The organism is Xanthomonas sp. A1809 (assembly GCF_017746015.1).
In the GTDB taxonomy this organism is placed as follows: Bacteria; Pseudomonadota; Gammaproteobacteria; order Xanthomonadales; family Xanthomonadaceae; genus Xanthomonas; species Xanthomonas euvesicatoria.
The window spans coordinates 15,837-39,314 of record NZ_JAGHWZ010000012.1 but is presented as its reverse complement, the minus strand read 5'-3'; the positions used below and the strand labels follow the sequence as shown (position 1 = coordinate 39,314).

At 65.5% G+C, this 23,478-nt stretch carries 24 protein-coding genes; 11 read left to right on the top strand and 13 right to left on the bottom strand.

Annotation, left to right across the window (positions count from 1 at the left end):
- Positions 1-15 precede the first annotated feature (15 nt).
- The 9 genes from J7396_RS16405 to J7396_RS16365 form a co-directional block, all read right to left on the bottom strand.
- Positions 16-633, bottom strand: a complete 618-nt coding sequence (locus J7396_RS16405) for a hypothetical protein (protein ID WP_136733303.1) — start codon at positions 631-633, stop codon at positions 16-18.
- Between the two features lie 295 nt (positions 634-928).
- Positions 929-1,501: a hypothetical protein gene (locus J7396_RS16400; protein ID WP_209261738.1), complete on the bottom strand. Its 573-nt coding sequence runs from the start codon at positions 1,499-1,501 to the stop codon at positions 929-931.
- A 137-nt stretch (positions 1,502-1,638) separates the two neighbouring features.
- Positions 1,639-2,391, bottom strand: coding sequence for an HAD family hydrolase (locus J7396_RS16395; protein WP_209261737.1), 753 nt, complete (start codon positions 2,389-2,391; stop codon positions 1,639-1,641).
- Positions 2,392-2,428: 37 nt separating this feature from the next.
- A complete protein-coding gene (locus tag J7396_RS16390) occupies positions 2,429-2,830 on the bottom strand; it encodes an EF-hand domain-containing protein (protein ID WP_209261762.1) in 402 nt (133 codons plus the stop codon).
- 326 nt (positions 2,831-3,156) lie between these two features.
- Positions 3,157-3,510, bottom strand: coding sequence for a hypothetical protein (locus J7396_RS16385; protein WP_005911460.1), 354 nt, complete (start codon positions 3,508-3,510; stop codon positions 3,157-3,159).
- 226 nt (positions 3,511-3,736) lie between these two features.
- The gene (locus J7396_RS16380; RefSeq protein ID WP_031425131.1) at positions 3,737-4,114 is read right to left on the bottom strand and encodes a hypothetical protein; all 378 of its coding nucleotides are present in this window, start codon (positions 4,112-4,114) and stop codon (positions 3,737-3,739) included.
- 226 nt (positions 4,115-4,340) lie between these two features.
- The gene (locus J7396_RS16375) at positions 4,341-4,538 is read right to left on the bottom strand and encodes a CPXCG motif-containing cysteine-rich protein (RefSeq protein ID WP_008577403.1); all 198 of its coding nucleotides are present in this window, start codon (positions 4,536-4,538) and stop codon (positions 4,341-4,343) included.
- Between the two features lie 285 nt (positions 4,539-4,823).
- The gene (locus J7396_RS16370) at positions 4,824-5,570 is read right to left on the bottom strand and encodes a M15 family metallopeptidase (protein ID WP_031425132.1); all 747 of its coding nucleotides are present in this window, start codon (positions 5,568-5,570) and stop codon (positions 4,824-4,826) included.
- 91 nt (positions 5,571-5,661) lie between these two features.
- Positions 5,662-6,468 carry an N-acetylmuramoyl-L-alanine amidase gene (locus J7396_RS16365; protein WP_011348821.1) on the bottom strand — a complete coding sequence of 269 codons (807 nt, stop codon included), beginning with the start codon at positions 6,466-6,468 and terminating at the stop codon, positions 5,662-5,664.
- Between the two features lie 372 nt (positions 6,469-6,840).
- Here J7396_RS16365 and J7396_RS16360 point away from each other — a divergent pair, with 372 nt between their 5' ends.
- The 6 genes from J7396_RS16360 to J7396_RS16335 all read left to right on the top strand — a co-directional run bounded on the left by J7396_RS16360 (position 6,841) and on the right by J7396_RS16335 (position 12,899).
- Complete coding sequence (locus J7396_RS16360) at positions 6,841-8,253, top strand: SH3 domain-containing protein (RefSeq protein WP_209261736.1); 1,413 nt, start codon at positions 6,841-6,843, stop codon at positions 8,251-8,253.
- Positions 8,250-9,347 (top strand): dipeptide epimerase, encoded by a 1,098-nt coding sequence (locus J7396_RS16355; protein WP_057680841.1) that lies wholly within the window; start codon positions 8,250-8,252, stop codon positions 9,345-9,347. The genes J7396_RS16360 and J7396_RS16355 overlap by 4 nt, the downstream gene beginning before the upstream one ends.
- A 259-nt stretch (positions 9,348-9,606) precedes the next feature.
- Positions 9,607-10,383, top strand: coding sequence for a L,D-transpeptidase family protein (locus J7396_RS16350; protein ID WP_209261735.1), 777 nt, complete (start codon positions 9,607-9,609; stop codon positions 10,381-10,383).
- Positions 10,380-11,696: an amino acid permease gene (locus tag J7396_RS16345; RefSeq protein WP_014091259.1), complete on the top strand. Its 1,317-nt coding sequence runs from the start codon at positions 10,380-10,382 to the stop codon at positions 11,694-11,696. Before J7396_RS16350 ends, J7396_RS16345 begins: the two co-directional genes overlap by 4 nt.
- A gap of 198 nt (positions 11,697-11,894) precedes the next feature.
- Positions 11,895-12,392 carry a hypothetical protein gene (locus tag J7396_RS16340; protein WP_122272244.1) on the top strand — a complete coding sequence of 166 codons (498 nt, stop codon included), beginning with the start codon at positions 11,895-11,897 and terminating at the stop codon, positions 12,390-12,392.
- A gap of 174 nt (positions 12,393-12,566) precedes the next feature.
- Positions 12,567-12,899 (top strand): hypothetical protein, encoded by a 333-nt coding sequence (locus tag J7396_RS16335; protein ID WP_014091261.1) that lies wholly within the window; start codon positions 12,567-12,569, stop codon positions 12,897-12,899.
- 54 nt (positions 12,900-12,953) lie between these two features.
- Here the strand turns inward: J7396_RS16335 and yiaA are convergent, their stop codons facing one another.
- On the bottom strand, positions 12,954-13,388 hold the full coding sequence (gene yiaA, locus J7396_RS16330; protein ID WP_206212856.1) for an inner membrane protein YiaA: 435 nt from the start codon (positions 13,386-13,388) through the stop codon (positions 12,954-12,956).
- A 182-nt stretch (positions 13,389-13,570) separates the two neighbouring features.
- On the opposite strand from yiaA, the gene J7396_RS16325 reads away from it, so the two are divergent.
- On the top strand, positions 13,571-14,749 hold the full coding sequence (locus J7396_RS16325) for a PQQ-dependent sugar dehydrogenase (protein WP_209261734.1): 1,179 nt from the start codon (positions 13,571-13,573) through the stop codon (positions 14,747-14,749).
- Between the two features lie 171 nt (positions 14,750-14,920).
- Here the strand turns inward: J7396_RS16325 and J7396_RS16320 are convergent, their stop codons facing one another.
- The 3 genes from J7396_RS16320 to tsaD form a co-directional block, all read right to left on the bottom strand.
- On the bottom strand, positions 14,921-17,092 hold the full coding sequence (locus J7396_RS16320; protein ID WP_071117261.1) for a glycoside hydrolase family 3 N-terminal domain-containing protein: 2,172 nt from the start codon (positions 17,090-17,092) through the stop codon (positions 14,921-14,923).
- Positions 17,093-17,320: 228 nt separating this feature from the next.
- Positions 17,321-17,677, bottom strand: a complete 357-nt coding sequence (gene folB, locus J7396_RS16315) for a dihydroneopterin aldolase (RefSeq protein ID WP_008577426.1) — start codon at positions 17,675-17,677, stop codon at positions 17,321-17,323.
- Positions 17,678-17,761: 84 nt separating this feature from the next.
- A complete protein-coding gene (gene tsaD, locus J7396_RS16310; RefSeq protein ID WP_014091265.1) occupies positions 17,762-18,823 on the bottom strand; it encodes a tRNA (adenosine(37)-N6)-threonylcarbamoyltransferase complex transferase subunit TsaD in 1,062 nt (353 codons plus the stop codon).
- Between the two features lie 278 nt (positions 18,824-19,101).
- On the opposite strand from tsaD, the gene rpsU reads away from it, so the two are divergent.
- From rpsU to dnaG, 4 genes are all read left to right on the top strand, one after another.
- Entirely contained in the window at positions 19,102-19,317 is a 216-nt protein-coding gene (rpsU, locus tag J7396_RS16305) for a 30S ribosomal protein S21 (RefSeq protein ID WP_002808376.1), read from the top strand.
- A 263-nt stretch (positions 19,318-19,580) separates the two neighbouring features.
- A complete protein-coding gene (locus J7396_RS16300; protein ID WP_011348832.1) occupies positions 19,581-20,027 on the top strand; it encodes a GatB/YqeY domain-containing protein in 447 nt (148 codons plus the stop codon).
- Positions 20,028-20,511: 484 nt separating this feature from the next.
- On the top strand, positions 20,512-21,555 hold the full coding sequence (locus tag J7396_RS16295; RefSeq protein ID WP_008577434.1) for a YihY/virulence factor BrkB family protein: 1,044 nt from the start codon (positions 20,512-20,514) through the stop codon (positions 21,553-21,555).
- Positions 21,556-21,636: 81 nt separating this feature from the next.
- Entirely contained in the window at positions 21,637-23,385 is a 1,749-nt protein-coding gene (dnaG, locus tag J7396_RS16290; protein WP_008577436.1) for a DNA primase, read from the top strand.
- Positions 23,386-23,478: the final 93 nt, after the last annotated feature.

Sequence of the window (23,478 nt, the reverse complement as noted above, 5' to 3'; positions counted from 1 at the left end):
GACGCAGCGACCGCGTCAGAGCCCGGCCTGCACCGCCGCTTCGGCCGCTTCGCTCGCCTGGCGCGCCGCTTCCAGGCGCTGCGCATGATCGCCGAGCTGGCGCCGCAGCAATGCGTCCAGGGTGATCGGACGTTCCCAGCGGTCGTAGCTGGCCACGATGGCATGCCGCAGTGCGCGCATGTGCAGGTTGTCCGGTGCCACCGACAGCCGCGTGACCACACCCTCCCAGCCATCGCGATGGTCGCGGCTGTAAGCGCGTACCGTGTCCCGGCACGACAGCTGCACGGTCTGCGCCCAGAAGCACGCGAAATAGATGTCGCCGGCATGCCAGCCGTGCACTTGCAGCAGCGCCTGCACATACGCGCGCGGCGTGCCGGTATAGCGCGCCACCTCGTCGATGAAGCTGGCCGGATAGCGCTGCGCATAACTGCCCATATCGGCCAGGTGCTGATCCACCCAGACGTCGCCGGTGCCTGGCGTCACCGCTGGCGCCGCTTCTTCCGTTGCAGCTGCGGTCGCCGATGCCGGCGATGCCTGCGCTGCGCCCAGCGCCGGCCACAGCGAGGCCACCAGCAATGGCACGGAGCGCAACACGGATGAGCAAGAGACAGGCATGCAGCGATGATGCCGCATGCGTGCGGTGCTGTCAGGCGGGCGCCGGGTCAAGCGCCGCTGCTGGGCGCCAGGCACACCCGCGTATCAACAGACCACGCCTGGCGAGAAAGCGCAGCGCAGTGCCCCAGGTGCGCTATCGGGCATAGATCAGCGCGTCGGCCGCAGCGGCCCCGTGCGCACTGATTTCAACCAGCCATTGCAGTGGTCGTCAGCCGCGGCGCGCAGTCCAAGGTCCGGCGAAAGATCGGCCACGGCGATCTGCGCGGCAATGACACGGTACGTCCAATGGATGGCGTTGGCCGCGCCCTGACTCCTAGCGCAGCTCGTAAAACCCGAACTGGTGAACCTCGCGGCAACCGCTCAGATCGCAGGAGCCGATGTAGCCGGGGCCGATGTAACGCTGGCGTGCGTCGCGATTGTGCGGACTGCTGTACGGATCCGGACCATACAGACCATTGCCATAATACATCTGGCCGTAGGGGCGGTTGCGCGAGGCACCAAGGCGAAGTGGGCCACCAACGGCCCGATATCCGCCATCGCCCACATCCCGGTCGTCGTACCCGGCGCCGACAAACCCGTCGCTGCGATCGCGCTCGCTCGCTCGAGCCTGCAACCTGGCGACACTCTCGCCGTGCGCATCCACATGGCCCTGCTCGCGATCGAAGCGCACCTTACGGAAATACACCAGCTCACCGCCCACACGGCGCGTTTGCAGGCGTACGTAATCGCCGCCGTCGTCGTAGTAAGGCTGCCCGTCGCGAAAGGTGACTTCGCTCGGGTTGATGATTTCCTCTTCCAGCTCGGCGGCAGCCAGCGGTGCGGCACCGATCAGCAGCCCGAGCAACAAGGCCAAACCGGCGCGCTGGGCAACGGACACCATGGTCATCGGCACTCCCTCCAAGCTCCGGCCGCGCACGCATGCACAGCCGTAAACATCCTGTCGTTGGGCGCGTGAGGCGCCCGCGCGTTGACGCATCAACTTACCAAACCAGCATTGCCGCAACAACGGCGCCCCATCCCAGCTTAGCTCTGCCGCCGCGCCAACGCATCCAGCGCCTGCACCGCTGCCGGCCAGCCGGCAGCGTCGGGCACTTCGCGCATGCGCGGTTCGTCGGCCGCGACCCCGTGCTCTTGTTCGTGCGCCCAGGTCACCGCGTACGGGGTGTAGATGCCCCAACCACCGATGGCCAGTACCGGTTCCACATCCGAACGCAACGAATTGCCGATCATTGCAAACTGCTGCGCCGGCAAACCGAATTCGCCGAGCACGCGCGCATAAGTCCGGGGATCCTTTTCGGACACCACTTCCACCCGCGGGAACAGATCGGCCAGGCCAGATTGCTCGATCTTCTGCTCCTGGTGAAACAGGTCGCCCTTGGTGATCAGCACCACTTGGTACTCGGCGGCAATCGCACTGACTGCCTCGCGCACCCCGGCAATCACTTCCACCGGATGCTGCAGCGTGGCGCGGCCGATCTCGACGATGCGCTGGATATCGTGCGCGGCAATGCGCGCCTGGGTCAGTTCGATCGCGGTTTCGATCATCGACAGCGTCATGCCCTTGGCGCCATACCCGAAGACCTTGAGGTTGCGCCGCTCCACCGCCAGCAAATGCTGCTGCATGCGGCTGTCGCCCAGATCCAGGTACCCGGCCAGGACCGCTTCGAAATCCGCTTCGGCAGTGCGGTAATAGTCCTCGCTTTTCCAGAGGGTATCGTCGCCGTCGAAGCCGACCAGTTGGATCGCCTGGCCGTCGCGCTGTGCAAGTGAGCTCATCGGGCAAGTTTAGCAGCGCACCGGTATGGCGCCGTGCTCAATCGCCTGCAGCATCGCCCGGGCCAGGCTGATAGCTGGCGAATTCCTCGCGCGACAGACGCCCGTCGCCATTGCTGTCGAAGCTGGCGAAGTTTTCGCGCAACACCGGGTCGGCGCTTGCTTCGGCCAGCGTCAGCGATCCGTCGGCGTCTGTATCCAGGCTACGGAAACTGCGCGGTGCCAGGCTGCCGGCGGCGGCAGCGGACGCCTCGGCACCGCTCGTGGACTTGGCGGGCCCGGGTGCCGTCGGCAGCAGGGGCGTGGTGGCCGGAGCCGGCGGATCGATCGGCAACGGCGACATCGCCGGTGTGGTGCTGCCAGCGGTTGCCGGCACCGACGTCGTCGGGGTGGCGGGCGGCAACACCGGCGGTGCGGCGAGCGCAAGCAAGGGGTTCGCCAACCCGAGCAGAAGGGCAAGACGTAAGTGCAACATGATCGATGAGCGCTCGACACGGAACGGCTCACCCTAACCCGGCAGACGTCAACAAAACGGGAGCGACCCTGGCAGATCGCTCCCGCGTGTCCATCCTGTTGCAGTTGCAGGTCAACGCTAGTGGCTGAGCGCCGACGGGACTCTGTGCCGGCGCGCTGCTTGCCTTACTTCCTCAACGCCTCAGCGCTATGTTGAACGTGGATTAGAGCGGCTAACAAAACGTAGCGAGCAGCTGTCAGGCGGGCGCCGGCCGCGCCCGCCTGGCGGCTGCGCAGTAGTTCTGTTAGCCGCTCTTAGTTGCCCTGCGAACCGGTGGCACCGCCACCCTGCTGCTTGGCGACGAAGGCCTTGTACTCATCCGGGGTCAGCTTGCCATCGGTGTTGCCGTCGGCCTGATCGAAGATCTGCGCGAGGCCGGCGTTGACCTGCGCTTCCTGCTTGCTGATGGCGCCATCGCTGTCGGTGTCCACGCTGGCCCACGTCTGGCCGCCACCGGAGCTTGCACCGCTCGATTGTGCGGACGTGGCCGAACTGCCGGACTGCGCCGCTGCGTCCTGAGAAGTGCTTTGCGCCATCGCCGGCAGCGCCAGGGCGGCAGCAAGAGCGGCGGTAGCGGCGAGCAGCGAGGTGCGGTTGCGATTCTTCATTGGGGTGGTCTCCTTATGCTTGGGAATGCGCGGTGTCGCCGCACATGGCACCACCCTACCCATCGCAAATGAACGCCCAACCCGGCGCAATTTCGCGCGAAACAGGCTTTTAACCACCGCCTGAATATTTGCGGCTAAGCGCCTGTTAGGCGTAAGTGAGTCAAACCGAAGCGCCTCATTCAATGCATGGAATTTTGCGACCTGCCCCGCGCTTTATGCCGCATGCTCAGGCACTTGGCGGGTCGTTTTCCCAGCTCCCGGAACTGAACAGTTTCCAACCCAGCACCACGCCAGCGAGCGCGCCAGCCACTTCCAGCACCACGCGCGAGCCCAGTTCGTTGGGGTCGTGGATCTTGGCCAGCGCCAGGCGCGCATACAACGGCGATTCCAGCCGCACGATGCTGGTGTAGACGAGATGCCAGATGTCGTATCCGGCACCGATGGCCACGGCCAGCAGGCACGCAATGCCCAGCGTGTGGCCATGGTTGAACTGCAACCGCCGCCCGCCCCGCTCCACTGCCGCAAAGACCACCACGCCCAGGACGAGCGCAATCAGCCCGGCCTCCAGTGAACCGAGCAGGCCGAAATGCAGGGGCAGATTCATTGTGACGATCCAGGCAGCAGGCGCACCAGTCTAGCGGCTGCAGCGCCTGGATCCGCGCGCCTTGCAACGCGGGTGCCCTTGAACGAACCGGAGGCTGCCAGGCCGATGGCGCTGCCTTGGCGACCTGCAGATGACAGGCGATTGCCGGCATCCGGACGCCGCCGGGCACGCTACTGTCGCGTATCACAATCACAGGCGGGCCAGATGCGGCCGCCCGCACAATGGCTCAGGCGTCGTCCTGACCACGCGCAGTCACCTGCGCTTCGCCTTCTTCGTCCCAGCGCACGCTTACCGCAATCGGCTTGCAGCAGACCTGGCAATCTTCGATGTAATGCTGATCGCCGCCCGTCAGGTCCAGCGCCAGCGTGATCCACTCCCCGCAATACGGGCAGGCGATATCGACAAAGCGTTCCGGGTCGGACATGACGGTTCCTTGGATCTATCGAAGCCAGTGACCGGACGTGGCGGGCGACCCCGGCCGATGCTGCTGGCGGACATCGGAGTGTACGACTGGCGCTGCGCTGGTGCTTGCGCCGTGCCGGTGAGGCGACCGATGCCAGCACGATCTGCATGAGGCGAGCGCGCGCCCGACCATGCAAGTGCGGCCGGCGTCGACACGATGCCTGCCTCCACGGGTCTCGCGAGCGGCCAACCGATCGCGAGCACGACCAGATCGATCAGCGACCAAGAGCGTGTTGCCTGGTCGCTGTCAGTCCACCGGAACATCGTAGGCCGTCTCGGGCGTGGGTTCGGGACGCAACGTGAAATGCCACCATTCCATCGGATAGTTGGAAAATCCTTCGGCCGCCATCGCCTGCAACAGGCGCTGGCGGTGCGCGCGTTGCGCTGCGCTGATGTCGGGCGCGTGGGTGTGCGCCCGCGCATCGAAGAAGTCGAATCCTGTGCCCATGTCCACTGCACGGCACCCGCCCGGCCGGCACTCCAGCAAGCCCAGGTCCAGCGTCGCGCCACGGCTGTGCCCGGAGGTGGGCGCAATGTAATCGCCCAGCAGTGCGCGCTTGTCCACCCGCGGGTAGTACTGCGCCTTGGTCGATTGATCCTGCAGATCCGCAGCCCAGGTGACGAATGCCTTCACCGACCGCACCGGCCGATAGCAATCGAACACCTGTAGCCGATAGCCCTCGGCCTTGAGCGTCTGCGCTACCCGCGCCAATGCGTCGGCAGCCGGCCGCAACAGGTAACACCGCGGCGCGTCATAGCCCGGTACCATCCGCCCAGTGAAGTTGTTGCTGCTCGCATACCGCATGTCCAATGCGATATCCGGCGCGAGGGCGTGCACGTCCACAAGGCCGGCCTCTGCCGCGGTCCTTGCCGAGGACATATGCACCTGGCCGGCGACCAGCGCAAATGGCGCCACGGCGCTCATCAGCAAAGCGCCTTGAACAAAGCACTGACGCCAGCAGCGCCCATTCCGGAACAGCAGGTTGTCGGTCATTTCGGTTCCCTTGCAAGAGGCCGCGTTTGCGCGGTAGATCAAGCCGCGCGTCTTTCGCCACCGGCTACAGCGTGGCGCGATCCCTGTGGGCCTAGTGGTCGTCGCCTTCAGTTGGCTCAAGCGCCGGTCGCGGGCTGGAAGGTCTCGCGTGGTGGGTCAACGCAGACAAGATGCGCAGGTCTTCGGCATCCAGGGTGGTGGCGCTGTTGCCGCGATAGTGGTGGTGAAACGCCTGCAGGGTGGCGGCCGGATCGTCGATGCTGTAGCCGATCAGGGCCAGCGCCTGCCACGGATCGAAACCTTCCGGGGCAGCGGGCGCGTCGGCAGCGGGCCAGCGGCCGAAACCGGCGTCGGCCAGGCGCTTCCAGGGGAACAACGGTCCGGGGTCGTTCTTGCGCGTCGGGGCCACGTCTTCATGGCCGACGATCTGCGTGCGCGGGATACGCAGGCGCTGACACAGATCGTCCAGCAACACCAGCAGGCTGTCGATCTGCGCCGGCGCGAACGGCTCGCTACCGTCGTTGTCCAGTTCGATGCCGATCGAGGCCGAATTGATGTCGGTGATGGTGCCCCAGCGACCGGCCCCGCCGTGCCAGGCGCGCTGCCCATCGCTGACCAATTGGTAGCGCTGGCCGTCTTCACCGATCAGGTAGTGCGCACTGACGCGCCCGCCACTGTTGCGGCCGCGCAGGGTACTCAGGCTTTGCCGGACTGACTGCTGGTCGGTGAAATGCAACACGATCAGGATCGGTCGCCGCGTGTCGTAGTTGGGCGATGGCACCCACTGCGCCAGCGGATTGCGCTGCGGTGCGTGGGCACAGGCGCCCAGCGACAGAGCGGCCAGGCAAACAGCTGCACGCAGCCAGGCCGATGACGAGAGAGAAAAGCTGGGCAGCACGGATTACTCCTGGGAAGGCCGGACGACCTGCGCAGCACCATTATCGGCCGAGTCGTGCTTGCGCGGCCGTCTGCCGATGGGACCGTCGGCAGCGCGGTGCCTTACGCGCTGCCATCGGTGAGTCGCAGGTGGTGTCTCCCAGCTTGGCAAGCATCGCCGTTGCGGAGACGGCAGTAGCGGCCACTCGCGTATCTACGGCTGCGGCAAGGAGGGTCATGGGCTTCCCGCACGCTCTGCACCAACGCGCCCCCAAACGTCCCCTGCCGGCAAGAGTCGCCACGCAGTTAGGACATGTGGATACGCTCTGCGCCGCATGCCACTATCGGCCTTGCCTCGCAGCGCGCCAGCGGCTGCCTTCCTCCCGAGCCCTGCATGCCATTGTCGCGCCACCTGCTGATGTTGCTGCTGATCGCGCTTGCCCGTTCCAGCGGCGCCGCACCAGCGCCTGCTGCCACGCCGGCCGCGCAAGCACCGCCCTTTGTCGTCAGCGATGCACAGCTCACCGCAGAGTATTGGATCCGGCGCAGCCGCAACGCGCAGATGCCGCGGATCGACCCCGCGCAGATCGCCGACGTCAATACACGCCTGCTGCGCGACGATGCATCGATGCATGACATCGCGCAACTTCCCCAGACGCTGCCCGCAGCCGATGTGAGAGCGCGTATCGACGCGTTATCGGCAATACCGACGCGTCCGCTCTACGACGCAGACGGGCGGCGTCTGGATACCGCACGCTTGGCGACATTGCGCACGGCCTTGGCATTGGATGCGATACCCGCACAGGTGCCACTGCGCTTTGCGCTGGTCGTCACACGTGGCGCATTGCGCACCTTCCCCACTGCGCAGCGTGTGTTCACCAGTACCGACGACCGCGATATCGACCGCTTCCAGGAATCGGCGCTATACCCCGGCACGCCGGTGGCGGTCCTGCACAGCAGTGCCGATGGCGCGTGGAAGTTCGTGATCGCCGCCAACTACGCTGCCTGGATCGCAAGCACGCAGCTTGCCGAAGGCAGCCGCACCGAGGTGCTGAATTACGCACAGCGCAGCCCGCGCCTGATCGTCACCGCAGCCCGCGCGCAGACCGTCTACACACCCAAACGTCCGGCAATTTCTGCACTGACCCTGGACATGGGCACCAGCCTGCCCTTGCTCGGCGACTGGCCGCCGCAGCAGCCAGTCAACGGACAGTTGCCGCTAGCGGCCCACGTGGTGCAATTGCCGGTGCGCAGTGCCGATGGGCGTCTGCAGCTGGTGCCCGCATTGATGCCGCGCGGTGCCGATGTGCGCATCGGCGCCTTGCCCGCCACCGACGCCGCACTGCTCCAGCAGGCCTTCAAATTCCTTGGCGAACGCTATGGCTGGGGCAACGACTACGATGCGCGCGATTGCAGCGGCTTCGTGCTGGATGTCTATCGCAGCCTCGGTCTCGCGCTGCCTCGCAATACCGGCGACCAGGCGCGCAGCGCGGTGTTGCACGGTGTTGCGTTCGACGCTGGCGCGCCGTTGGCGCAACGCCTGCAACGGCTCGCACAGCTGCAGGTTGGCGATCTGATCTACATTCCAGGCCATGTGATGCTGGTCATCGGGCATGCAGATGGCACGCCATGGGTGATCCATGATGTGGCCGGGGCCAGTTACCGCGTCGTCGATGGCAGCGTGCAGCGCGCGCGTTTGAATGGTGTGTCGGTCACCCCGTTGCTGCCGTTGCTTGCCAGCGATGGCACTGCATTCATCGACCACATCACCCGCATTCAACGCGTTTTTCCAACGGCCACCTTATGAAGATCACCGGCTTTCGGCTTGGCATGCTGCGCGTGCCCTTGAAAACACCATTCAAGACCGCCGTGCGCACGGTGCAGGCAATCGAGGACGTGGTGGTGCTGTTGCAGACCGACAGCGGCCATATCGGGTATGGCGCCGCGCCCGCCACCGCGCCCATTACCGGCGACACCCATGGCAGCATCATTGCCGCGATCGAACACTGCATCGGCCCCAAGCTGATCGACCAGGACGTGGCCGATCTCAACCGGCTATGCGGGCGCGTTCAACACGCGATCGAACGCAATACCAGCGCCAAGGCCGCCGTGGAAATCGCACTGTACGACCTGTGGGCGCAGGCGTTTGGTGCGCCGCTGTACCAGTTGCTCGGTGGCGGCACGCCGCGTATCACCACCGACATCACCATCAGTGCCGATGCGATCGACACCATGGTGGCGCAGGCGCAGGCCGCGCTCGCACGCGGCTATCGCGCACTGAAGATCAAGGTCGGCAAGGACATCGAGTCGGATGTCGAACGCGTCACGGCAATTCATGCGGCAGTGGCCGGGCGCGCATCGCTGCGGCTGGATGCCAATCAAGGCTGGACGCCCAAACAAGCGGTGCGCACCATGCGCACGCTGGAAGATGGCGGCATCGCGCTGGAGCTGCTGGAGCAGCCGGTCAAGGCCGCCGACCTCGACGGGCTCGCCTTCGTCACCGCACGCATCGACACGCCGGTGATGGCCGACGAGAGCGTCTTCTCGCCCACGCAGGTGATCGAGCTGATTCAGCGTCGCGCCGCCGACATCATCAACATCAAACTGATGAAGACCGGCGGGCTGTCCAATGCCATCCGCATCGCCGACATCGCCGGGGTGTACGGGTTGCCATGCATGATCGGTTGCATGATCGAATCCAGCATCAGTGTGGCCGCCGCGGTGCATCTGGCGGTGGCCAAGGCCGACAGCATCACCCTGGCCGATCTGGATGCACCTGCGCTCGGGCAGTTCGACCCCACCGAGGGCGGCGCGCATTTCGACGAGGCGCAGATCCACATCGACGATTCGCCGGGACTGGGCATCCGCCGCATTCGTGGGCTGGAGCTGTTGCCGGCGTGAAAGCGGCCGACGCGGTGCAGCGCACGGCTCCCAAGTGGAGCAGACCGCGCTGAAACGTTGGTATGACCAGCGTTACTCGCCGATTCCGGGCAACGGACGCGCCTGCCTGCTGCGCGACACGCATATGCACCACCGGGCGGCATTGCTGAGTACAGTAACGACAAGGCGGTGCGATCACGCGACACCAGCGTGGCCCCCGTCTTCAGCAACGTGTGTCGCCCCTAGATTCATCCCGCTCGACCCAACACCCGGAGCCTGCATGCGCCTTGCCACCGTGTTTCGATCCTTTGTGCTGTTGGCGCTGACAAGCTGTAGCAGTCTCTCCATCGCGGCCAGCCCTGTCGATGCGTTGAATCAGGCACGCACATTGATCGTGGTGACCACCGCGGACTGGAACAGCACCCAGGCGCGTCTGCACACCTTCACCCGTGTGGATGGCAAATGGCAACCGGCTGCCCGGAGCTTTACCGTCGCGCTCGGGCGGCATGGCAGTGCCTGGGGCGAGGGCCTGCATCCGGCGCAGACGCAAGGCCCGCAGAAGCGCGAAGGCGATGGCCGCAGCCCTGCCGGCGTCTTCGCCATCGGCCCGGCGTTCGGCTATGCCTCGAAGATCGACACCGCGATGCCGTACCAGGCGATGAGCGCCACCCATTACTGCATGGATGTGCCCAGCTCGCCGCTGTACAACCGCATCGTCGATGCCGCGCAAGTGGGCGAGGCCGCCGTCGCCGGCTCGACCGAGCCGATGCGCCTGGATCTGCGCCACCCAGGCGATGCGCGCTACAGCGAGGGTTTCGTGATCGCGCACAACCCCAAGGCCATTCCCGGGCGCGGCAGCTGCATCTTCGCGCACTTGTGGCGCACGCCGGGCCAGTTCACCGCCGGCTGCACTGCGATGGCGGCGGCCGACATGCAACGCCTGCTCGCCTGGCTGAAGCCGGAAGATCGCCCGTTGTTCGTGCTGCTGCCACGCACCGAATACGCACGCCTGCACACTGCATGGCAATTGCCTGCACTGACCGAGGACGCGCCATGAGCACGCCGCAACCTGCGCCGGACGCGACGGGGTTGGTCCGTGTCGTCAGCCGATGGCAGATCGTCGGCCTGTCGATCAACGATGTCATCGGCAGCGGCATCTACCTGCTGCCTGCCGCGACCGCGGCGCTGCTCGGGCCGATGAGCTTGTGGGCCGTGATGCTGGCCGGCCTCGCGGTCGCCTTGCTGGTGCTGTGCTACGCGCAGGCGGGCAGCTACTTCGATACGCCGGGCGGCAGCTATCTCTATACGCGCGAAGCATTCGGCCCGTTCGTCGGTTTTCAGATTGGCTGGATGATCTGGCTTACCCGCATCAGCTCGGCCGCCGCCTTGAGCAATGGCCTGGCCGACGCAGTGGCGCGGTTCTGGCCCACCGCCTCCACCGATCCCTGGGCGCGCTTGCTGGTGGTCGTCGGCTCGCTGGGACTGCTCACCGCCATCAACGTGATCGGCGTGAAGTCGGCCGCGCGCACCGGCATCGCGCTGGTCATCGGCAAGCTGGTGCCGTTGTTGCTGTTCGTGGCGATCGGCCTGTTCTATGTCGATTGGTCGTGGGCCTTTGCCGGCACCGCTCCCGATCTGCGCGACCTGGGCAATCTCGGTGAAGCGGCCTTGCTGCTGCTGTTCGCCTACGCGGGTTTCGAAAACATTCCGGCGGCCGCTGGCGAATACCGCAACCCGCGGCGCGATGTGCCATTTGCGTTGATCACCATGATCGTCACCGTCACCCTGATCTACGCCGCCGTGCAGGTGGTGGCGCAAGGCACCCTGCCCAACCTTGCGGCCTCGCCGACGCCTCTGGCAGATGCCGCAAGCCGATTCGGTGGCGAAGCGTTGGCACTGATCCTCACCGTGGGTGCCACCATTTCCATCCTCGGCACCACCAGCAACACCGTGATGCTCGGCCCGCGCTTTCTGTTTGCGCTTGCGCGCGATGGCTATGGCCCTGCGTTTCTCGCACGCGTGCATCCGCGCTTCCACACGCCCGCCGCGGCGGTGCTGACGCAGGGTGCTTTGTCGCTTGCATTGGCGTTGTCGGGATCGTTTACGCAGCTGGCATTGCTGTCGATGGTCACCCGCCTGTTCGCCTACATCGGCACCGCCGCAGCAGTGATCGTGCTGGCGCGCAGGTACCGGCAGCGCACCGACACGTTGCGCCTGCCCGGCGGCCCGGCCATCCCCATTGCCGCCTTGGTGCTGTCGCTGGGCCTGCTGGCCAGCGCCAGTTGGCAGAATCTGGCCGCAGCAGGCGTCGCACTTCTGGTCGGCTGGGTGTTTTATCTGTTTCCGCGCAAGCAGGTCGAAAGCGGCTGAGGGCACGACGAACTGCGGTTGAGCAGCCTTCGAGGCGGCATGCGCGCACGAACGCATGTTTGCTGCACGTTCCCGTCCATCGGGCAGTGAGCCGCGCGCCCGGCGATGACCTGCGATTTCGCGGCATGCTCGCGCAGCGCTCACGCACACCTAACCGCGCGCACCAACGCTGCGCTTCTACCTGCATGGGAGCTTGCGATGAAACTGCGCCATGTCTACAGCACCGCCGATCTCGACAGCGCCCAGCGCGTGCTGCAGGCCGCGCGCAGTACCGGCATCGACAATGATGCGCTCTCGTTGATTGCCCGCTCCGATATCGAGCTGCAGGAGGTGCCGGACGAACGTAAGGACGTCAAGACCGACTTCCTTCCCGCTGCCGCACGCGGCGCCGCCACCGGCGGTGCCGCCGGCCTGGTGGCTGGCCTGGTCGCCATCGCAGTACCGCCGATCGGGCTGACCTTGGCCGGCGCGGGCGTCATGGCACTGGCTGGTGCGCTGGTCGGCAGCTGGTCGTCGGCGTTGATCGGCGCCACGGTGCCCGATCCGGTGCGTCGTCAGTTCGAAGATCAAATCCAGGCCGGGCGCGTGCTGGTGATCATCGACGCAGAGCAGCCGGCGATCCAGGACGCCGAGGCCGCCCTGGTGGCGGCAGGTGCCACCCCATTGCCGTATGAAGCGGCCTCAGCGACCACGTGAAGCGATCGACCAGGCGCCTGCCATGCCGCGCAACGCTGCAGCGATCGCGCGTTGAAAAGCGTGGCCGACGCCGCCCTTCGAGCCTGCTGCATTGATGTACTCCTCACCTGCCCTGGCAATGAAATTAACGGCAATCGGCCTAGGGTAATTCGCACATCCACCACGGAGACAGGCATGAACGTGCCGTATCAGATTCCGGGCCGGGCACCGGACGAAGACCGCAGTCAGAACATATCGACGTATTGGCGCGAACGCTTCACCGAAGAGCCGTATTACACCGAAGGTGATCGCTACGAAGATTATGAGGGCGCTTATCTTGCAGGGCATGAAGCGCGCATCCGCGACAACGCACGTGCCTACGACCAGGTCGAAGCCGAATTGCATCGCGATTGGGAAGCCAAGCGCGGCACCTCGTCGCTGAGTTGGAGCAAGGCGCGGCATGCCGTCAAGCGCGCCTGGGAAAACGCAGCCGATTTCGTCACCGGGGACGATACGCATAAGCGCTGAGACGACAACGCCACCGTCAAGGTGGCGTTGTTGCGTCTTACGATCTGCAATGGATCAGTCGAGTACTGGCGGCACGCTACGCGCACTGCGCGGCGCGTCGGTGATCTCCATCGCATCGCAGGTATTGTTCTGCACCGCAACCGCACCGAACAGGCTCAACGCATACGCCATGGCATAAAAGCTTTTTTCGCTCAGCAACAGCGTGGCATTGATCAGGCCGATGGTCAGCAGCACCAATGCGACGATCAGCGAAAACCAGCAAATGGCGTAGTACAAGCCAGTGACCGGAATCCCATCGGCACGGTCACGCACGCTCTTCTGCAATGATACCGATGCGAATAAACCGAACAGTAGCAGCGTGAAGTAGTAACCCTTTTCGTTGAGCAACCTCTCGGCATTCCACAACTCGATCAGATATGCCGCACTGCCTAGCAACAAGGCGGTCCAGGATGCAGTGATAAAAGCAGGCGAGGTTTTTTGCGTGGCTATGGAAACGTCTTTCCATGGTGAAACGATGCACGACATACAACGATGTGAGACGCGGGCGTCGTGCAGACAGTGATCTGCAACAAGGGTGCCCCCGGCGACGTCGTGTAAGGTACTTGAAAACCCGACGCGGGACACGTTGCGGGAGGGCTGCAACGTACCGCGCCCATCCCCAGGAGGACCCCATGTCTGTCCGTCGTCTGCTTGCCCTGGCCTGCTCGGCCACCCTGTTTACTGCCGGCACTGCAGTTGCTGCGCCCGCAGCCGCCCCCGCGGCCTCCATTCCCAAGGCACAGTGGCCATTTCAGGCCACCACGGTCGCCGATTTCGACGAACCGTGGGCAATGACCTTTCTGCCCGATGGCAGCTTGCTGGTCAGCGAAAAGCGCGGCGCCTTGATGCGACTGAACCTCAAGACCAAGCGCAAGAGCGCCATTACCGGTGTTCCGGCCGTTGCTTATGGCGGCCAGGGCGGTTTCGGCGATGTGCTGGCGCATCCGCGCTTCGCCAAGAACGGGCTGGTCTACGTGAGTTATGCCGAGCCCGGCGAGGGCGACACGCGGGGCGCCGCAGTGGCGCGCGCCAAGCTCACGCTGGATGCAACCGGAGGCGGCACGCTGTCGGACCTGAAGGTGATCTGGCGCCAGGATCCCAAGGTCACCGGCAATGGCCACTTCGGGCATCGGCTCGCGTTCGGGCCCGATGGCAAGCTGTGGATCAGCTCCAGCGAACGGCAGAAATTCACTCCTGCCCAGGACATGAAAGCCAACCTCGGCAAGCTGATCCGGCTCAACGACGACGGCAGCGTACCGACCGACAACCCGTTCGTTGCGCAAGGCGGCGTTGCTGCGCAGGTGTGGTCGTTGGGTCACCGCAATATTCTTGGCCTGGCCTTCGACAGCAGGGGCCGCCTGTGGGAACACGAAATGGGCCCGCTCGGCGGCGATGAGTTGAACCTGATCCAGCGTGGCGCCAACTATGGCTACCCGATCGTCTCCAACGGCGACAACTATGACGGCACGCCGATCCCCGACCACTACACGCGCCCGGAGTTCGCCGCGCCCAAGATCAGCTGGACACCGGTGATTTCGCCGGCAGGCTTTGTGATCTACAGCGGCAAGCAGTTCCCGGCGTGGCGCGGCAATGGCTTCATCGGTGGGCTGTCGTCGATGGCGCTGGTGCAGGTGTCGCTGGGCGACCAGCCGCGCGAAGTGGCCCGTTACGAAATGGGCGCACGCATCCGCGAAGTGGAACAAGGTCCGGACGGCGCGCTCTGGCTACTGGAAGACGAAGCCAGTGGCAGCACCGGACGTCTGCTGAAGCTGACGCCCAAGAGCAAGGCCGCGGTCGAGAACGACGCCTGATCGATTCCGCAGCATGAGCCGGTGTAGCTGACGCAGCGCACCGGCAGACGCGATGACGACATGAACAGTCGTCATCGCGTCTGAGCACCGCATCAGCGGGGGCTTCGTGTTGTAGCCGTGGTCATCCGTTCGCACGATAGCCGCTGGCTGTCGGTGCCAAGCGCGCCGCTATCAGCGTTCCAGCAGCTCGAAGCTGACGGCCTCGCCGCTCTTGGCCGACGCGCACACCCATAGATCGAACAGACCCGGCTCCGCACCGAAGATGCCCTTGTGGTTGGTGAATGCCAGCGCGTCGCGCTCCAGTGTGAACACCACCTCCTGGCTCTCGCCGGGCTGCAGCAACACCTTGCGAAATCCCTTGAGTTCGCGCACCGGGCGCACGCGGCTGGCCACGCGATCGTGCACATACAACTGCACCACTTCCTCGCCGGCGACCTTGCCGGTGTTGGTGACGCGCGTGGTAATGGTCAGTGTCTCATCCCAGCGCAGTTGCGCCGCGCTCAACTGCGGCTGCGCATACGCAAAGGTGGTGTAACTCAATCCATGTCCGAACGGATACAACGGTTCGTTTGGCATCTCGCGCCAACGCGCCTTGTACTCGGACAGGGCCGGCAATTCCGGGCGCCCGGTGCGCAGATGGTTATAGAAATACGGCTGTTGCCCGGTCACCTGCGGGAAGCTGATCGGCAGACGCGCCGACGGGTTGTAGTCGCCGAACAGCACATCGGCCACGCCGGTCCCGGTTTGCGTGCCCAGATACCAGGTCACGGCAATCGCATCGGCATCGCGCACCGCACCACTCAAGGCCAGCGCGCGGCCATTGCGCAACAACACCACCATCGGGGTACCGGTCGCTGCAATCGCTTCGGCCAGTGCCTGTTGCGCCGGCGGCAAGGTGATTTCGGTGCGCGATTGTGCCTCGCCACTGAAACGCTGCGGCTCGCCCAACGCCAGCACCACCACATCGGCCGCCTGCGCTGCATCGATCGCAGCGGAAATGCCACCCGGCAGCGCCTCTTCCAGTCCGCAACCGGCCACCACGCTCAGATCTTCAGTGCCGACCACCGCACGCACGCCCTGCTCCAGGGTCACGTAGCGTTCCTTGTCGCCGAACAAGGTCCAGCAGCCCTCGATGTTCTCGCGGTCCTGCACGAACGGGCCGATCAACGCGATGCGCTGGCCGCTCTTCTTCAGCGGCAACACGCCGCCTTCGTTTTTCAACAGCACGATCGAACGCCGCGCCGCATCGCGCGACAGCGCATCGTGCGCTGGCAGGTGCGTGGTGTCGGCTTCGCGCGCCGGGTCCAGCGAGCGATACGGATTGTCGAACAGCCCGATCGCGTCCTTCAGCTGCAGGATGCGCCGCACGCTGGCATCCAACGTGGCCATCGGCACCTCGCCGCTTTCCACCAGCGCAGGCAGATGCGCGGCATAAAAGCCGCTCTGCATGCTCAGGTCCAACCCGGCCAGGAAGGCTTTCTTGGTCGCGTCGCGCTCATCGGCGGCATAGCCATGGGCGATCAATTCCATGTCGGCGGTGTAATCGGAAATCACCACGCCTGGGAATTGCCATTCCCCGCGCAGGATCTCGGTCAGCAACTCATGGTTGGCGCTGGCCGGCACGCCGTTGATGTCGTTGAAGGACGACATCACGGTCAACGCGCCGGCCTCGAAAGCGGCCTTGAACGGCGGCAAGTGCACATCGCGCAGCGTCTGCGGCGCGATGTCGACGGTGTTGTATTCCATGCCCGCCGCCACTGCGCCATAGGCGGCGAAATGCTTGGGCGTGGCCAACAGGCAATCGTGGGCGGTCAGGTCGCTGCCCTGGAACCCGCGCACACGGGCAGCGGCAAAGGCGGCGCCCAGCATCACGTCTTCGCCGGCACCCTCGGCACCACGGCCCCAGCGCTGGTCGCGGGCGATGTCCACGGCCGGCGCGTAGGTCCAGTGCAGGCCGGCAGCGGTGGCCTCGATCGCGGTGGCGCGCGCGGTGCGCTCGGCCAACGCCGGCTCGAAACTGGCCGCCTCGCCCAGCGGGATCGGGAACACCGTGCGCATGCCGTGGATCACGTCGGCGGCCAGGATCACCGGGATCCCCAGGCGACTCTCTTCCACCGCGACTTTCTGGATCTGCACGCCCAGCGCGGCGCCCACCCCGTTGAACAGCGAGCCGACCCGACCCAGGCGCACCTGCTGCAGCACCTCGTCGGCATTGAGCACGTTGGCCTCGGGATTCACGTCCGGCGCGAACGGCCGCACCATGTCGGCGAACACACCCAACTGTCCGACCTTCTCTTCGACGGTCATCCGGGCAATCAGGGTTTCGATGCGATCAGCAGCCATGAGATCCTTGAGAAAACGTTTACATGGCCGTCAATTCTAGCCTGACGCACCTGCGCGCAGGCAAGTTTCGAGGGCCGGGAGTGGGATTTGGTGATTTGTAGAGGCCGGTTGCAACGCACAGTGCGCGCCAGAATGCCGCAGCGGCGCAGCCCTCTCCGCCAGGCGCCTCCAGCCCTCCCGGCTTCCGCCATGGAGTGAATGGCCGGCAGGCGGGTGCGCAGGCGGCGATCAGACCGCTCGTTCCCGTTCGATGATCACGCCCACCGCCTGCGCGCCGCGCACCGCCCCCGGCTTGCTCAGCTTCAAACGCAGCCAGTGCACGCCGAATTCGTCCAGCACGAGCGCCGCGCAGCGCTCGGCCAGCGTCTCCACCAGCCCGAAGTCCGAGGTTTGCACGAACTCGATCAAGCGCTTGCTCACCGCCTTGTAGTTCAGCGTATCGGCGATGTCGTCGCTGGCCGCCGGAATGCGGTTGTCGAACCCCATTTCCAGATCGAACCGCAAGGTCTGCCGGATGCGCCGTTCCCAATCGTAGATGCCGATCAGCGCATCGATGTCGAGACCTTCAATAAACACTTTATCCATGGGGAATCGGGAGTCGGGAATAGGCAATGGGGAGGAGCAAAGGCAACAGCGCACGTACGGACAGGATCGGCGTAAAGCTCTTCACTATTCCCGATTCCCCACTCCCGGTTCCCGCGCCGCCGCCAGCGGCGGCAAGCCCGCCATATCCCACCGCGGCGTCACATGCACCGCCGCATCCGCATGCTCGCCGGCCTGCAGCCGCAGCGCGCCGGCGAAAGCGATCATCGCGCCGTTGTCGGTGCACAAGGCCGGGCGCGGGAAGCAGACCCGGCCGCCGCGGCGCTGGGCGGCCTCTTGCAGGCGCGCGCGCAAGCGCTTGTTTGCGCCCACGCCGCCGGCCACCACCAAGGTGTTGCAGCCGGCCGCGTCCAGCGCGCGCAGGCACTTGATGGCCAGGGTTTCCACCACCGCGTCTTCGAAGCCGCGCGCGATGTCCGCGCGGGTGGTGTCGGACTGGTCGCTGGACCGCCAGGCCAGCAGCACCTGGGTCTTGAGCCCGCTGAAACTGAAATCCAGGCCGGGCCGGTCGGTCATCGGACGCGCGAACTTATAGCGCCCCGGCGTACCGGTTTCGGCCAAGGCCGCCAGCTGCGGGCCGCCCGGGTACGGCAGGCCCATCATCTTGGCGGTCTTGTCGAAGGCTTCCCCGGCCGCGTCGTCCAGCGTCTCGCCCAGCACTTCGTAGCTGCCCAGCGCCTTCACCGACACCAATTGGGTATGCCCGCCGGAGACCAGCAAGGCCACGAACGGCGCCTGCGGTGGGTCGTCCTCCATCAACGGCGCCAGCAGGTGGCCTTCCATGTGATGCACGCCGATCGCCGGCACATCCAGTGCCCAGGCCAGCGAACGCGCCACCCCGGCACCGACCAGCAAGGCCCCGACCAGGCCCGGACCGGCGGTGTAGGCCACGCCATCGAGTTCGTCGATCCTCAACCCGGCTTCGCCCAGGGTCTGGCGGATCAGCGGCAGCAGTTTGCGCACATGGTCGCGGCTGGCCAGCTCGGGCACTACGCCGCCGTATTCGGCATGCAGCGCAATCTGGCTGTACACCGCGTGGGCGCGCAGCGCCGGCACGCCCGACAATGCGGTGTCGTAGACCGCCACACCGGTCTCATCGCACGATGATTCGATCCCAAGGACTTTCACGGCAGCTCGGCATGCAGGGAGATGCCACTATTTTCGCAGCTTTTGCACTGCGCAGATCGGCCGATTCCCAGATGCTGCTCGGCCCTGCCGTGCCGGCCGCATATGGCCCGGGCGCACGCTTTATCAGTGTCGCGGCGGGAAATTCTGCCGGGGGCTTGCAGGTCGTCGGCAAGTCGTTATAATGCGCGGCTCGCCGGGGCAACCCGGAAATTCCGTCACGCGAGTCCGCTCGCACCCGCCCGGGGCTCCCGGACGGAAATCCCATTTCTGGAGAACACATGCCCAGCGTTAAAGTCCGCGAGAACGAGCCCTTCGAATTTGCGCTCCGTCGTTTCAAGCGCACCTGCGAAAAGGCCGGCGTGCTGGCCGAAACCCGCAAGCGCGAGTTCTATGAAAAGCCGACCCAGGAGCGTAAGCGTAAGGCTGCCGCTGCCGTGAAGCGTCAGCTGCGTCGTTCCTCGCGCGACGTCACCAAGCGCCAGCGCTTGTACTGATCGAACGCGGTTCCTTGCCGGTAGGTCTGCGCTGAAGGCGCGACCTGGCGGGAGCGAACCCAAGAGCCGGCACGCGCAAGCGTCGCCGGCTTTTTGTATTGGCCTGCCACAAGGCATTGCGCTGGAGACATCAGGCAGTCTGCGCCGCGCGCGAGGCGCTGCAAGACATCTCTCCACGCACGCCCTGCCTCCGTTCGGCCGAGGTACCCAGCCCGCTTGGGCGCCTTGGCCACCACTCGATCCCTACACTCAGGAGTTACCGCATGTCCCTGAAGCAGCAACTCACCGATGACATGAAGGCCGCGATGAAGTCCGGCGACAAGCACAGCCTGGGCGTGATCCGGCTGATCAACGCCGCCATCAAGCAGAAGGAAGTGGACGAGCGCATCGAGATGGACGATGCCGCCGTGATCGCCGTGCTGGACAAGATGGTCAAGCAGCGCAAGGACTCGGTCACCCAGTTCCAAGCCGCCGCGCGCGACGACCTGGCGCAGATCGAGCGCGAGGAGATCGTGGTGATCGAGCGCTATCTGCCGGCCAAGATGGGCGAAGCCGAGATCGTGGCCGCCATCCGGGCCGCGATCTCCGAGACCGGGGCAAGCAGCCCGGCCGATATCGGCAAGCTGATGGGCGCACTCAAGCCCAAGCTGGCCGGTCAGGCCGACATGGGCCTGGTCTCGACCCTGGTCAAGCAGCAGCTGGCAGGCTGATGGATCGCCGCAGCGCCCTGTGCCACGGCCAGGGCGCTGCGACCGGTGCGCAGCGCGCGCTGCGGCACTGCCTGCCGCATCACCGAGCGGCTTTTTCAGTGGAAGACGGACCTTCCAACGAACAGTGATGGTGCAAGACGCCGCTGGAGCGCCACGGCCGTTGCACATCTGCCACGCGCAACGCATCAGGCAAGGCGCAATGCCGTCTTCAGACGCGTCTAGCCCAGCATGCGGACCAAGCGCTCTGCACAGTCTGCGCTCTTGTCATCGCGTGGACAGCCGGCAGTGCCAGGCGCGGTCTGATACAGGTAGATCGGCATCTGGCGCACATTGAATGCGCTGACAGACACACCGCGCACCTTGCTCCCGACGAGCAACAGACTGCGCGTACCAGATGCGCCGCCTCCTGCTTTACCCATAGCGCGTGCGCGCTTTCACCCGTCCTTCGATCCGGCCCTGCTAGAACGGGTGCGCCAGCGCAGGCATGGGCAAGGTCCTTCCGCATACCGACCTTGCCCTGACGTCGCCTGCGCGCCAACGGTATGCGCCAAGGATTCTCCCGCCGGTGACGACGCTTTCATCCGCCTATCTGCACAAGCATCTGAGCCGTCTGCAGCGCAGCGTGCCGATGGCGCTGCTGAACCGCTTCATCGAGATCGACGTGATGACGCAGGCAGCGTCGTTGTCGTTCTATGCGCTGCTGTCGCTGGCCCCGTTGCTGGTGCTGCTGTTGTGGCTGACCGCCTCGCTCTATCCGCCAGCGCAAGAAGCGTTGGTGCAGCAAATCGGGCAATTGGCCGGCGGCAGCGCGGCCGAAGTCGCCCAGACCATCATTCGCAATGCCACCGATCAACCTGGCGTTGGCTCGCTGGCCGGCGTGTGGAGCACGCTGCTGCTGTTCATCGGCGCCACGGCGGTGTTTGCGCAGTTGCAGAACGCCTTGAACCTGATCTTCCGCACCGACAAGCAACGCCTGGACGGCTTGATGGCCTGGCTGCAGAAGCGGGTGTTCTCGTTCGGGGTGATCCTGGCGCTGGGCTTCTTGCTGATCGTGTCGATGATCGCCACCACCGCGTTGCAGGTGGTCTTTGCGCGCCTGCCCTCGGTCCTGCCGGCGGTCGGCTACGTGACCACGCTGGCCCTGTACTCGCTGGCGTTCGCGTTCCTGTATCGCTACCTGCCCGATCGCACCGTCGACTGGCGCCAGGCATTTTTGGGCGGCGTCATCACCGCGGTGTTGTTCGCGCTGGGGCGCTACGCCATCGGCGTGTACATCGCCACCGCAGCGCCGGGTAGCGCCTATGGTTCGATGGGGACATTGGTCATTTTGCTGGTGTGGATGTACTACGCCTCGGTGGTGTTCTTCGTCGGCGCCTTGATCACCGCGGTGATCGACGAGCGGGTGCGCTCGCATCGCAAGCTGCGCGAGGCGGGCGTGGACCCGGAGCATCCGCCGGTGATCGTGCCGCCTGCCGATGCGGCGCCTGCATCTTCAACGTCTGACTCGCACGCGCTGCCACGCGGCTGAGGACTGCTGCAAAGCCTGCCTCGCCGGCCTCGTCAGCGGGGGCGACGAAGTGCTGGCAGGCCGCTGGGATATCCTATCGGGATGGCCCGCATCCCCGACGCATTCATCGACGAACTGCTAGCACGCACCGACATCGTCGAGGTGGTGGGCGGTCGTGTGCCGCTCAAGCGTCAGGGCAAGGAATATTCGGCGCGCTGCCCGTTCCATGACGAGCGCTCGGCCTCGTTCACGGTCTCGCCGACCAAGCAGTTCTATCACTGCTTCGGCTGCGGTGCGCACGGTACCGCCATCAGTTTCCTGATGAATTACGACCGCCTCGAATTTCTCGATGCGGTCGACGAGCTGGCCAAGCGCGCCGGCATGGACATCCCGCGCGAGACCCAGCAACGCACCCCGCAACAGCAGGACGACAGCCGCGAGCTGTATTCGGCACTGGACGCGGCGACCAAGTTCTTCCAGCGCCAGCTCGAGGGCAGCGAACGCGCCCGCGACTATCTGGACGGTCGCGGCGTGGATGCCGACAACCGCGCGCGCTTCCAGATCGGTTACGCGCCCGATGGCTACAGCGCACTGAAGGACACCCTGGGCACCGATGCGCGCCGCATGAGCGTGCTCGAACGCGCCGGGCTGTTTTCCAAGAACGATCGCGGCCATGTGTACGACAAGTTCCGCGACCGGGTGATGTTCCCGATCTTCGACCGCCGCGGCCGCGTGATCGCCTTCGGCGGGCGCATCATGGGCGCGCCGGCCGATGGCCGCGACCCGGGTCCGAAGTACCTCAATTCGCCGGAAACCGCGCTGTTCCACAAGGGCCGCGAGCTGTATGGCCTGTGGCAGGTGCGCCAGGCCAATCAGAAGATCGAGCGGCTGATCGTGGTGGAGGGCTACATGGATGTGGTCTCGCTGTTCCAGTTCGGCGTGACCCAGGCGGTAGCCACGCTGGGCACCGCCACCACGCCCGAACATGCCGAGCTGCTGTTTCGCAACGCGCCGGATGTGTATTTTTGTTTCGATGGCGATAACGCCGGGCGCAAGGCCGGCTGGCGCGCACTCGAATCGGTGCTGCCGCGCATGAAGGATGGCCGCCAGGCGTTTTTCCTGTTCCTGCCCGATGGCGAGGACCCGGACACCATCGTGCGCAAGGAAGGCGCGCAGGCCTTCGATCAGCGCCTGAAGCAGGCCACGCCGCTGTCGCAGTTCTTCTTCGACGAGATGTCGCGTGAGATCAACCTGCACACGCTCGACGGCAAGGCGCGCCTGGCCGAACGTGCGCGCCCGCTGTTGGCGCAGATCCCCGAAGGTGCGTTCGGCGATCTGATGAAACAGGAACTGGCGCGCCTGACCGGGGTCGGTGCCACTGCGTCTGCGCAGCAGTCCGCACCCAGGCCACGGCCGCCCGCGCGCATGGGTGCGCCCACGCAGAAACGCAGCCTGGTGCGTGCGTCCATCGCCATCCTGCTGCAACGGCCGTCCTTGGCGATGAGCCTGGAGGGCGTGCATGATTTTTCCGGGCTGCGCCTGCCCGGGATCGACTTGTTGATGGAGTTACTGGACCTGGTGCGGCAACGCCCGGAAATCAGCACCGGCGCGCTGCTGGAGCACTTCGCCGAGCGCCAGGAGCTTGCTGCCTTGCAGAAGCTGGCGGCGCAGGAGCTTCCCGGCGACGAGCACAGTTGGACGCTTGAACTGCATGACGTCGTCGCGCAACTCGACAAGCAGTTGCTGCGTCAACGCGTGGAGGAGCTGCAGGCCAAACAGCGCGCGCAAGGGCTGGACGACACCGACAAATACGAAATGCGCGAACTGCTCAAGGCGCTCGCAGCGTTGTGATGCAGTGCTGCCTGGCCGAAGGCCGCGCAGGCCATCGCGCACTGCCGTGCCGTTTCAGGCCTGACCGGTGACGTCGATGCCACAGCCAAGGCC

What these genes read in the sequence shown, in the direction of transcription:
- dnaG (WP_008577436.1), top strand. Translation starts at nt 21,637, where the DNA reads ATGGCCCGCATCCCCGACGCATTCATCGACGAACTGCTAGCACGCACC.
- J7396_RS16335 (WP_014091261.1), top strand. Translation starts at nt 12,567, where the DNA reads ATGAACGTGCCGTATCAGATTCCGGGCCGGGCACCGGACGAAGACCGC.
- J7396_RS16345 (WP_014091259.1), top strand. Translation starts at nt 10,380, where the DNA reads ATGAGCACGCCGCAACCTGCGCCGGACGCGACGGGGTTGGTCCGTGTC.
- J7396_RS16375 (WP_008577403.1), bottom strand. Translation starts at nt 4,538, where the DNA reads ATGTCCGACCCGGAACGCTTTGTCGATATCGCCTGCCCGTATTGCGGG.
- J7396_RS16295 (WP_008577434.1), top strand. Translation starts at nt 20,512, where the DNA reads ATGGGCAAGGTCCTTCCGCATACCGACCTTGCCCTGACGTCGCCTGCG.
- J7396_RS16360 (WP_209261736.1), top strand. Translation starts at nt 6,841, where the DNA reads ATGCCATTGTCGCGCCACCTGCTGATGTTGCTGCTGATCGCGCTTGCC.
- J7396_RS16370 (WP_031425132.1), bottom strand. Translation starts at nt 5,570, where the DNA reads ATGACCGACAACCTGCTGTTCCGGAATGGGCGCTGCTGGCGTCAGTGC.
- J7396_RS16400 (WP_209261738.1), bottom strand. Translation starts at nt 1,501, where the DNA reads ATGACCATGGTGTCCGTTGCCCAGCGCGCCGGTTTGGCCTTGTTGCTC.
- folB (WP_008577426.1), bottom strand. Translation starts at nt 17,677, where the DNA reads ATGGATAAAGTGTTTATTGAAGGTCTCGACATCGATGCGCTGATCGGC.
- J7396_RS16380 (WP_031425131.1), bottom strand. Translation starts at nt 4,114, where the DNA reads ATGAATCTGCCCCTGCATTTCGGCCTGCTCGGTTCACTGGAGGCCGGG.
- J7396_RS16405 (WP_136733303.1), bottom strand. Translation starts at nt 633, where the DNA reads ATGCGGCATCATCGCTGCATGCCTGTCTCTTGCTCATCCGTGTTGCGC.
- J7396_RS16355 (WP_057680841.1), top strand. Translation starts at nt 8,250, where the DNA reads ATGAAGATCACCGGCTTTCGGCTTGGCATGCTGCGCGTGCCCTTGAAA.
- J7396_RS16325 (WP_209261734.1), top strand. Translation starts at nt 13,571, where the DNA reads ATGTCTGTCCGTCGTCTGCTTGCCCTGGCCTGCTCGGCCACCCTGTTT.
- rpsU (WP_002808376.1), top strand. Translation starts at nt 19,102, where the DNA reads ATGCCCAGCGTTAAAGTCCGCGAGAACGAGCCCTTCGAATTTGCGCTC.
- J7396_RS16340 (WP_122272244.1), top strand. Translation starts at nt 11,895, where the DNA reads ATGAAACTGCGCCATGTCTACAGCACCGCCGATCTCGACAGCGCCCAG.
- J7396_RS16385 (WP_005911460.1), bottom strand. Translation starts at nt 3,510, where the DNA reads ATGAAGAATCGCAACCGCACCTCGCTGCTCGCCGCTACCGCCGCTCTT.
- J7396_RS16320 (WP_071117261.1), bottom strand. Translation starts at nt 17,092, where the DNA reads ATGGCTGCTGATCGCATCGAAACCCTGATTGCCCGGATGACCGTCGAA.
- J7396_RS16395 (WP_209261737.1), bottom strand. Translation starts at nt 2,391, where the DNA reads ATGAGCTCACTTGCACAGCGCGACGGCCAGGCGATCCAACTGGTCGGC.
- J7396_RS16300 (WP_011348832.1), top strand. Translation starts at nt 19,581, where the DNA reads ATGTCCCTGAAGCAGCAACTCACCGATGACATGAAGGCCGCGATGAAG.
- J7396_RS16350 (WP_209261735.1), top strand. Translation starts at nt 9,607, where the DNA reads ATGCGCCTTGCCACCGTGTTTCGATCCTTTGTGCTGTTGGCGCTGACA.